We start from the raw sequence: 9,902 nt of genomic DNA on the forward strand, positions 1-9,902 counted from the left end.
GAGCCGCCGCCCGCCGGGCCCTTCGGCCTGGACCCCGGCCCGGACCCCGACCAGGTACTGCCCGCGGACCCCTTCCCGGACTGGCACCTCATCACGGCCGCACACGGATTCCCCGCCGCTGAACCGGAGGATCCGGTATATCCGGAGGACCTTTACTGGCCAGGGCCACTCGAGGACACCTACCCCGAATCCGCACTGCGCCACTGCGCCTGAACAACTCGTTGTACGCCGCGTCAGACAGGGCGGACAAACCTCGAGTCTCTAGTCCGGCAGCACCCTGCGGACCACGGCGTCGGCGAGCAACCGGCCTTTGAGCGTCAGAACGAGGCGGCCATGGAAGGCGGACGCGGGGTCCACGAGTCCGTCCGCGATGAGTCCGGCGACGGCGTGACGGCCCGTGTCACCCAGTCCCCCCAGGCTGGCGATCTCCAGCCCGGAGTTGAGGCGGGCTTCCAGCATGACGCGCTCGACGTTGCGGGTCTCGGAATCGAGGGTTTCCCGTCCGGCGGCCGGCGACAGCCCGGAAGCCAGGCGGTTGGCGTAGGCAGTGGGGTGCTTGACGTTCCACCAGCGCACGCCGCCCACGTGCGAGTGCGCGCCGGGGCCGATCCCCCACCAGTCGTCCCCGCGCCAGTAGGCGAGATTGTGACGGCACGCCTGCTCCGGGGTGCGGGACCAGTTGCTGACCTCGTACCAGGACAGCCCGGCGGCTGAGATGAGCTCGTCGGCGAGTTCATATTTGGCCGCGTGGTCGTCGTCGTCGATTCCCGGCACTTCGCCGCGGCGGATCTGCGCGGCGAGCTTAGTGCCCTCCTCGACAATCAGCGCGTAGGCGCTGATGTGGTCGGGCCCGTAGGACAACGCCGTCTCCAGCGAGTAGCGCCAGTCGGACAGCGACTCTCCCGGCGTTCCGTAGATCAGATCGAGACTGACGGCGAGGCCCGCTTCCCGGGCCCACCGGACGGCCTCGGGCACCCGGCTGGGGGTGTGGGTCCGGTCCAGTACCTTCAGGACGTGCGGCACCGCGGACTGCATGCCAAAGGACACACGCGTGAAACCGGCGTCGGACAGCAACTGCAGGGATTCGGGCGTGACCGAGTCCGGGTTCGCTTCCGTGGTGACTTCGGCGCCGGGTTGGAGGCCCCACGCACTGACGGCTGCGGAGAGGATGCGGGCCAGGTCGTCCGCGGGGAGCAGCGTCGGCGTTCCACCGCCGAAGAACACCGTGCTGAGCGGCCGGGCCGGCAGGCCACTGTTTTTCAGGACCGCGGCTGCGAAGTCGACTTCAGCGACGGCGGTACTGGCGTAGGCGTCCTGGGAGGCACCACCGCCAAGCTCCGTGGCGGTGTAGGTGTTGAAGTCGCAGTAGCCGCAGCGCACAGCGCAGAACGGGATGTGCACGTACAGCCCGAAGGCCCGGGCCGCGGCGCCATCGAGCGCCTGGCCGGGCAGCAGCCCGTCCGGCGGCGCCGGGTCACCCAGTGGAAGGGCGCTAGGCACGGACCCTGCCTGCCTGCGTGGGGACAGTCATCACCAGCACCGCTACTTCTTGGCCTTGTCCTTGGACTCGTCCGTGGTGAGGGCGGCGATGAAGGCTTCCTGCGGGACCTCGACGCGGCCCACCATCTTCATGCGCTTCTTGCCTTCCTTCTGCTTCTCCAGCAGTTTGCGCTTCCGGGTGATGTCACCGCCGTAGCACTTGGCGAGCACGTCCTTGCGGATGGCCCGGATGCTTTCCCGGGCGATGATCCTCGAGCCGATGGCGGCCTGGATGGGCACCTCGAACTGCTGCCGCGGAATGAGTTCGCGCAGCTTCCCGGTCATCATCACGCCGTAGGCGTAGGCCTTGTCACGGTGCGTGATGGCAGAGAAGGCATCGACCTGTTCGCCCTGGAGCATGATGTCGACCTTGACGAGGTCGGCGACCTGGTCGCCGTCGGCCTTCCAGTCCAGCGAGCCGTAGCCCCGGGTCTTGGACTTGAGGATGTCGAAGAAGTCGAAGACGATCTCGGCCAGCGGCAGGCGGTAGCGGATTTCCACCCGGTCCTCGGAGAGGTAGTCCATGCCGCCCATCACGCCGCGCCGGCTCTGGCACAGCTCCATGATGGCGCCGACAAACTCGTTCGGCGCCAGGATGGTGGCGGCGACCATCGGTTCGCGGACTTCCGCGATTTTGCCGGTGGGGTATTCGCTGGGGTTCGTGACGTGGACGACCTTCTTGTCCTCCAGGGTCACTTCGTATTCCACGTTGGGCGCGGTGGAGATCAGGTCCAGATTGTATTCGCGTTCGAGCCGCTCGCGGGTGATTTCCAGGTGCAGCAGGCCCAGGAAACCGACGCGGAAGCCGAATCCCAGTGCGGCGGACGTCTCGGGTTCGTACACCAGGGCGGCGTCGTTGAGCATCAGCTTCTCCAGCGCATCGCGGAGCACCGGGTAGTCCGTGCCGTCCAGCGGGTAGAGGCCGGAGAAGACCATGGGCTTGGCATCGGCGTAGCCGGGGAGCGATTCGGTGGCGGGCTTGGCCAGGTTGGTGACGGTGTCGCCGACCTTGGACAGGCGGACGTCCTTCACGCCGGTGATGAGGTAGCCCACTTCGCCGACGCCGAGGCCCTTGGAGGGGGTGGGCTCCGGGGAGCTCACGCCGATCTCGAGGAGTTCGTGGGTGGCGCGGGTGGACATCATCTGGATGCGTTCGCGGGGGTGCAGCATGCCGTCGACGACGCGGACGTAGGTGACCACACCGCGGTACGTGTCGTAGACCGAGTCGAAGATCATGGCGCGGGCCGGTGCGTTGGGGTCACCCTTGGGGGCGGGAAGGTCGCGGACGATCTTGTCGAGCAGGACCTCGACGCCCATGCCGGTCTTGCCGGAGACGCGGAGCACCTCGTCGGGGTCGCCGCCGATCAGGTTGGCGAGTTCTGCCGCGTACTTCTCGGGCTGGGCTGCCGGGAGGTCGATCTTGTTCAGGACCGGGATGATCGTGAGATTGTTTTCCATCGCCAGGTAGAGGTTGGCGAGGGTCTGGGCCTCGATGCCCTGGGCAGCGTCCACGAGCAGTATCGCGCCTTCGCAGGCCGCGAGCGAGCGGGAGACTTCGTAGGTGAAGTCAACGTGCCCGGGCGTGTCGATCATGTTCAGCGCATAGCTGATGCCGTCGAGCTCCCAGGGCATACGGACGGCCTGGGACTTGATGGTGATGCCGCGTTCGCGCTCAATGTCCATGCGGTCCAGGTACTGGGCCTTCATGTCACGGGACTGGACAACGCCGGTGTACTGGAGCATCCGGTCGGCCAGTGTGGACTTGCCGTGGTCAATGTGCGCAATGATGCAGAAGTTCCGGATGATGGCCGGATCTGTTGCCGCGGGCACCGGGGCGGTGCGGGCCATGGGAGACACGCAGGGTCCTTACTGTTGGCAATACTGTTGGCTTTTCCAGAGATCGGCGCGGCGGCTGATTTCCCAGCCTGCGACGTGCCGCATCTCTGAACCTCTAGTCTCCCACGTCCGGACCGGTGGAATTGCATCCCTGCCCTCCGTTGCGGTCCGTGGTTTCCCGCCGCGATCCTCCCCAGCGGTTTCTCCCCGCACAGCCTCACCGCGGACCGACGCCCTCCCGGCTGGCTGCCGGTAGTGTTTCCCCATGGATTGGAACTTACGCTCGATCGGCAAGGCACTCCGCAGCACCTTGCGCTTCCTGGAGGGGCGACCCGGCTCCGCGCCCGGCAGCTCCCGCACGGCCGGGCCGGCCGGCACCAAGGCCAAGTCCGGAACGGGGACGACGCCCCGACGGACCGGCACGACGACGGGCGGACGCCCGGGCACCGGGCAGCGCACTACCGCCGGCCTGACCGGCGTCTATCCCGGCGACTTCCGCGGGACGGCCAAGGCCAGCTACGCCCCCTCCCCCAACGGCCGCCCCGAGCCGGGCGAAGTCGTCTGGACCTGGGTGCCGTATGAAGAGGACCACTCGCGCGGCAAGGACCGCCCGGTGCTGCTGGTGGGCAACAGCGGCCGCTATCTGCTCGGCCTCATGCTGACCAGCAAGGACCACGACGGCGACCCTCGCCGGGCAGACGACTACGTAGACATCGGCACCGGGCCCTGGGACGGGCAGGGGCGCCCGAGCGAAGCGAAAATGGACCGCATCCTCCAGATCAACCCGCAGGATGTCCGTCGCGAGGGCGCCATCCTCGACGCCGGGACCTTCAGCGTCATCGCCGCCGCCCTGCAGTCCCGCCACGGCTGGCGCTGACCGGCCACGAAATCGCCACCCTGCCGGCCTCTCTGCTATTATTGACAGCTGTGTGTCCGTGCAGGTCGACGGCCACATATGGTTGGTCGCCATAGGTATCCCCACGCCGCTCAGTCAATGGCCAATCTGAAAGCCCTCTAGACCATTTTCCGCATTGAAAAAGAGAGTTCACACGTGGCTAATATCAAGTCCCAGAAGAAGCGCATCCTCACCAACGAGAAGGCTCGCCTGCGCAACAACGCAGTCAAGTCCGAGCTGAAGACTGCCATCCGCGCCGTCAACACCGCCGTTGAGTCCACCGACAAGGATGCTGCGGCTGCCGCACTGCTTTCTGCCAGCCGCAAGCTGGACAAGGCTGTCAGCAAGGGCGTTCTCCACAAGAACAACGCTGCAAACCGCAAGTCGGCCATCTCCAAGAAGGTCAACGCGCTCTAAAGGTTTCCAGTTCAAGTGAACTGATGATTGTGGCCGGCACCCTCGGGTGCCGGCCACTTCCAGTTAAACCGCAAACTCAGGCAACCACAGCGGGCTCACTCACCGCCGCACGGACGTCGCAATCACTGTCACGGCGTGTTCCACGGCGTAGACGGGGTCCCGGGACAGGCCCTTGACCTGGGCATCCGCCTCGGCGGTCACCTGGATGGACCGGACGAGTCCCTCGGGAGTCCACCGCCGGACCTCCCGCTGCGCCTGCTCGACCAGCCATGGCTGCATGCCCAGCTGCTTGGCAATCTGGGACGAGGATCCCTGGGCGCCGGCGACTTTGGCAAGGGTGCGGAGCTTCGAGGCAAGTGCAGCCACCAGCGGAACCGGGTCCGCACCCGTCGCGAGGGCGTGGCGCAGGGTGGAGAGCGCCAGCGGGGCGTTCCCGGCCATTGCCGCATCGGCGACCTTGAAGGCAGTGGCTTCCACCCTGCCCCCGTAATACCGGTCCACCATGGCGGAGTCCACTCCGGTGGCCGCGTCGGCGATCAATTGGCTGCACGCGGCCGCCAGTTCGGCCAGGTGGGCGCCCACGGCATTGACCAGTGCGTGCACGGCGTCGGGATCGATGCGCCGGGACGCGGCCTTGAACTCGGACGTCACGAAGGCAATCTTGTCCGCGTCCTTCTTCAACGGCTGGCAGTCTACCACCGGCCACCCGCCGGCCTTGACGGCGTCCAGCAACTTCTTGCCGCGCACGCCGCCGCCATGGCGGAGGACCAGCACAGCGTCAGGTTCGGGCCGGCTCAGGTACTTGAGCGCATCGGCCAGGAAAGCATCGTTCATGCCCTCCAGGCCTTCCACCTCAATGAGCTTCTGTTCGCCGAAGAGGGACGGGCTGACGTTCATGGCGAGGGAGCCCGGCTCATAGTTGCCGGCATTCATCCTCGTGACCTCGACATCGGGGGCTGCAGCCCGGACCTGCACCCGGATGCGGTCCATGGCACGCGACCCCAGATAGTCCTCCGGCCCGCCGACGAGCACAACGGCGGCCGGGGTCACGTCACGCCAGGTGGCGGTCTTCGATGCCGCGGGCCGGGCGCGTGAAGTCTGGGCAGCAGGCACTGAGGTTTCCTCCCGGAAGTTTGGTTGCAGGCTCTAAGCGTGCCACGCCCCGCGCGGTGCAACAAGCCGGCCCCGGACCTTCCCCGTGCAGCCCGCAAGGCGGCGGGGCGCCCCGACGGTGCCCGCACGCCGGCGGGGAGCCGCGGCATCCGGCTGAGCAGGGCAACCGTGTGCCGGTGCGCCGCCAAGGCCAGACCTGCCGTCCGGGCGGGGTGGAAGACCAGCCAGCAGGCGGCGAGGCAGACGGCCGTGAACAGCGCCATCGTGCTGGCTCCGTATGCCCCTTCCGGCCATGGGAGGACGGCGCCGGGGAGCCCGGCGAAGAAGCGGGCGATTCCTCCCACCCCGCTGGCAAAGGCCGCAGCGATGCCCAGCGGCGCGGCGGCGAGGACCGGGGCCAGCGGCACCAGGGGGACGGCCGCGGTCCCCAGCAACGTGACCGGGGCGACGAGCACCGCGGCGGCCATGTTTGCCGGCAGGGCATAGCTGGAGAACTGCGGCTGGAGCAGGACGATCAGCGGAGCGCAGACGGCCTGCGCGGACAGCGGAACCGCCACCCCCGCGGCCACCCAGCGGGGCACGCCTGCCGGGAACCACGCCATGATCGGCCTCCCGGTCACGACGATGCCGAGCGTCGCGACGACGGACAACAGGAATCCGAAGCTGGCGGACAGCTCCGGCTGGGCCAGCACCAGCCCGATCACGGCAACACACAAAAGACTCAGGCACCGTCCGGTCCGGCCGCCGGACAGGGCGACGAGCCCGATGGCACCCATCACGGCCGCGCGCAGGACACTGGGATCCGGGCCGACCATCAGAACGAAGAGCCCCAGCCCCACGATGCCGAGGACGGCCGCCAACGCCCGGGTGAGCCGCAGGCTGCGCGCGGCCAGCAGCAGGGCGCCCAGGATGAGGCTGCAGTTGGCCCCACTGACCGCGGTCAGATGGGTCATCCCGACGGATTTCATGGCCTCGTCCAGCCCGGAATCCAGCGAACTGGTATCGCCGGTGACCATTCCCGGCAGGAGTCCCCGGGCGTCGCCCTCGAAGTGCCCGGCGGCGGCGGCGAATCGGCCCCGCAGTTCGCCCGGACCGCGCTGCCAGGGCCCGGGCGCTCCGATGGTGGTCGGGGCGGAACTGGCCGAGAGGACAGCCGCTTCCGCCTGGCCCGGCGCGGAAGGCGTGAGTTTGCCGGTGGTGCGGATCCGCTGCCCGGGGGCTGCCTGTTCCCAGTCGGCGCCGCCCATCACCAGCAGCTTGGCCCTGGTCTGCACCCGGCGTGAATCCACATTCATTTCGGTCAGCGTCGCCGGTACCGCCCACCGGTCCGCGAGTCCGGAGCTGCCCGGCTTCCTGAGCTGCCGCGGCGCCCCTGTGATCTCCACTTCCACTGCGACGGCTGATTGGGCGGCGGCCACTTCGGCCACCGCACCTTCGTGCCGCCGGGAGGAGTCGACGGCGGTGTGCCCGCTTGCGGCGGCGGCCAGGAGCAGTGCTGTGGCCATCGTCGCGAGGAAGCTTCGGCGGCCCTGTCCCCCGGGCGCCCGTGTCCCGGCGCCGGCCGGCCGCGCCCCCGCCCCGGACGTGGACCTGAAGAGGAGCAATGCCGAAGCTGCCACAAGAAGAAGACGCAACGCTGCCAGCGTTCCGGGATCCAGGTAGTATCCGGCAGCGGCTGCCGCCCACACCAGCGCTGCGGACGGAACCAGCCGCACATCGGTCCTGCGCAGGATCCCCTCCCGGGTCTCGGGGGCGCGCTGCGGAAGGGCGAACGACGGGAGCCGGTTACGGACCCGTTTAGGGAGTCGGCTGGGGAGCCGGCTCCGCAGCCGGTCAAGGATCCGGGTCCCCCGGTGCTGCCTGACGGCGTGCCGGGGGTCTGCCACGTTCCGGGCGGGCGCCACGGGGCCGGGAGGAACGGGCATCCGGCCCAACGCGGCGTCAATGTAATGCTGCCAGTGGCTACGCCGTCCCATGCCCCGGCCCCTCAGACCCGGACCAGGGGCAGCAGGGCCGCGAGCAGTTTGGGCCCGACTCCGTCGACGGCGTCCAGTTCCTCGACCCGCTGGAAGTGGCCGTGCTGTGCGCGCCAGTCCACGATCCGCTGGGCCAGCACCGGACCCACCCGCGGGAGTGTGGCCAGTTCGTCGGCTCCGGCCGTGTTCAGGTTGATCTTCCCTGCTGCGGCAGTTGGTCCGGTGCCGCCCGTCGCGCTGCCAGGAACACCGGAATCGCCGGCCGGGGTACTCCCGGCCGGGGGAGTTTCACCCCGCCGCGGAACCTGGACCTTCTGCCCGTCCTGGAGTACAGCCGCGAGATTGAGCTGGCCGGGGTCCGCGTCCGGGGCGCTTCCTCCCGCCGCGGCAATGGCCTCGTGGAGGCGGCTGCCTTGCGGCAGCTCCACAATTCCGGCGCGGACCACTGCGCCGGCCACATGGACGATGATCTTTCCGGTGGCCCCGGCTCCGCTGCCGCCGGGAGAACTGCCGGCCGTAGGGCTCAGCCCGGTGTCGGGTGCCGGCCCCGGCCCGTCCCCGCTTGCGGCTACGTTGACGGAACCCGGCGGGCTGACGGCGGCCGTGACGTTCGCTGCCTGCCACCAGAACCAGCCAAGCAGCGTCATGGCGACCAGGCACAACAGCGTGGCGGCCCGCAGTCCGGTGCGCCACCGGAGGCGGGGTCCGCGGTTGCCCGGTGAATCATCCGGGGTGCGCCGGACAGGCAAATCGTCAGATCCGCGGCTCCCCGTCGAATCGCCCGTGCCACCCCTCCCTGCGGACCCGGGGATCAGCGGCGGCCCTCCGGGAAGACCGTCAAGCCCGGCGGTCGCCGCGGCGGCTGCCAGCCTGCGGCCGGCATGGCCCGGTTCGTCGCTGGGTGGTTCTCCCGGATCGTGGCGCCCCATGCGCCCATCCTACGAAGCGTCACGCGCACTGCTCAGGGGCGGCAGCGCCTATGTGGATACCACGGCACGCGCGCGTGCCCTCGGTGTCGGGGCCGGCGCCGCTGGCTGGATTTTCGGATTCCGCGCCGGCTACGACGTGGCAGACGTCTCCGGGTCTGCGGGGGTGCCGCTCTCCCCCACGATCACGGCCAGCACACCGAGTCCGGCATGGGCCGCCAGCACGGCCGGGAGCGCGCTGATCTGGACAGGCGGACAGCCCGGAACCGCCTCGGCCAGCTGCGCCGCAAGCAGTCCGGCCTCGGCCGGGTTGCCGAAATGGTGGACGGCGAGCCTGGCCTGGCCCGCGGGGCGGCCCGTGGCGTCGGCCACCACGATCTCCTGGAGCCGGGCGATGGCCTTCGCCGCTGACCGCACCTTCTCCAGCGGAACCACCCTGCCGTCCTCGACCGCGAGGATGGGTTTGATCGAAAACATGGTTCCCCAGAGCGAGGCCGCAGCGCCGATCCGTCCGCCGCGCCGCAACTGTTCGAGGCTGGGCACGTAGAAGTACACCTTGGTGCGGGCGAGCTGCTGCTCAGCGAACTCCCGCACTTCCGCCGCAGTCCTGCCGTCGGCCGCGGCGACGACGGCGCCCTGGACGCCCATCCCCTGCGCCATTCCGACGGTGCGCGAGTCCACAACTTCCACCGGGATACCCACCCGCGCGGCGGCGAGGCGGGCCGAGTCAGCCGTTCCGGAGAGTTCGCCGGAAATATGGACGGACACGACGGATTCGAAGCCCCGGCGCTGGGCTGCCAGATAGGCCTGCTCGAACTGCCCGGGGGACGGGCGGGATGTCTTCACCGGCCTGCCGCTCGCCAGGGCCACGGCAATCGTGTCGGCGATGTCATCCTCGCCTTCGCCGTAGATTTCCGCGCCCACCATCACGGGCATCGGAACGACCGTGAGCAGGCCGTCAGCGGCGAAGGCCCGGACCCAGTCGGCCGGCAATGCTGCGGCGGAGTCGGTGACCACAGCCGTCCGGACGGCGGCGGGGGCGGCACCGGGTGCCGCGGCGGGGCGCCTGGCCTGGCGGAGCGGGATGAGGCGCTCCTTCAGCCACAGCCACCCTGCGGGGTCGCGGTGGGGCACGAAGCACCTCCTGGCGTCTGCACTTGCTGTCGGGACACGCTCTGATGGCCGGCCGCCGGTTCGCAC

9 protein-coding genes are annotated in these 9,902 nt (G+C 69.3%); 3 read left to right on the forward strand and 6 right to left on the reverse strand.

The annotated features are described in order from the left end of the window. Positions 1-213, forward strand: a 213-nt coding sequence (locus QCD75_RS21055) for a hypothetical protein (protein ID WP_301231449.1), incomplete at its 5' end; no start/stop codon positions are given. A gap of 48 nt (positions 214-261) precedes the next feature. Here QCD75_RS21055 and hemW read toward each other — a convergent pair. Continuing rightward, positions 262-1,500: a radical SAM family heme chaperone HemW gene (hemW, locus tag QCD75_RS21060; protein WP_301231450.1), complete on the reverse strand. Its 1,239-nt coding sequence runs from the start codon at positions 1,498-1,500 to the stop codon at positions 262-264. A 42-nt stretch (positions 1,501-1,542) separates the two neighbouring features. Beyond that, on the reverse strand, positions 1,543-3,396 hold the full coding sequence (gene lepA, locus QCD75_RS21065) for a translation elongation factor 4 (RefSeq protein WP_301231451.1): 1,854 nt from the start codon (positions 3,394-3,396) through the stop codon (positions 1,543-1,545). Positions 3,397-3,640: 244 nt separating this feature from the next. On the opposite strand from lepA, the gene QCD75_RS21070 reads away from it, so the two are divergent. After that, a complete protein-coding gene (locus QCD75_RS21070; protein WP_301231452.1) occupies positions 3,641-4,252 on the forward strand; it encodes a type II toxin-antitoxin system PemK/MazF family toxin in 612 nt (203 codons plus the stop codon). 174 nt (positions 4,253-4,426) lie between these two features. After that, positions 4,427-4,687 (forward strand): 30S ribosomal protein S20, encoded by a 261-nt coding sequence (gene rpsT, locus QCD75_RS21075; protein ID WP_024365662.1) that lies wholly within the window; start codon positions 4,427-4,429, stop codon positions 4,685-4,687. 99 nt (positions 4,688-4,786) lie between these two features. Here the strand turns inward: rpsT and holA are convergent, their stop codons facing one another. From holA to QCD75_RS21095, 4 genes are all read right to left on the reverse strand, one after another. Then, the gene (holA, locus tag QCD75_RS21080; RefSeq protein WP_301231454.1) at positions 4,787-5,800 is read right to left on the reverse strand and encodes a DNA polymerase III subunit delta; all 1,014 of its coding nucleotides are present in this window, start codon (positions 5,798-5,800) and stop codon (positions 4,787-4,789) included. Beyond that, the gene (locus tag QCD75_RS21085) at positions 5,734-7,776 is read right to left on the reverse strand and encodes a ComEC/Rec2 family competence protein (protein WP_301231455.1); all 2,043 of its coding nucleotides are present in this window, start codon (positions 7,774-7,776) and stop codon (positions 5,734-5,736) included. The genes holA and QCD75_RS21085 overlap by 67 nt, the downstream gene beginning before the upstream one ends. A gap of 11 nt (positions 7,777-7,787) precedes the next feature. Then, positions 7,788-8,705, reverse strand: coding sequence for a helix-hairpin-helix domain-containing protein (locus QCD75_RS21090; protein WP_301231456.1), 918 nt, complete (start codon positions 8,703-8,705; stop codon positions 7,788-7,790). 129 nt (positions 8,706-8,834) lie between these two features. Continuing rightward, positions 8,835-9,836: a DegV family protein gene (locus QCD75_RS21095; RefSeq protein WP_301231457.1), complete on the reverse strand. Its 1,002-nt coding sequence runs from the start codon at positions 9,834-9,836 to the stop codon at positions 8,835-8,837. Positions 9,837-9,902: the final 66 nt, after the last annotated feature.

The sequence above is a fragment of the Arthrobacter sp. PsM3 genome (assembly GCF_030433895.1).
Lineage (GTDB): Bacteria > Actinomycetota > Actinomycetes > Actinomycetales > Micrococcaceae > Arthrobacter.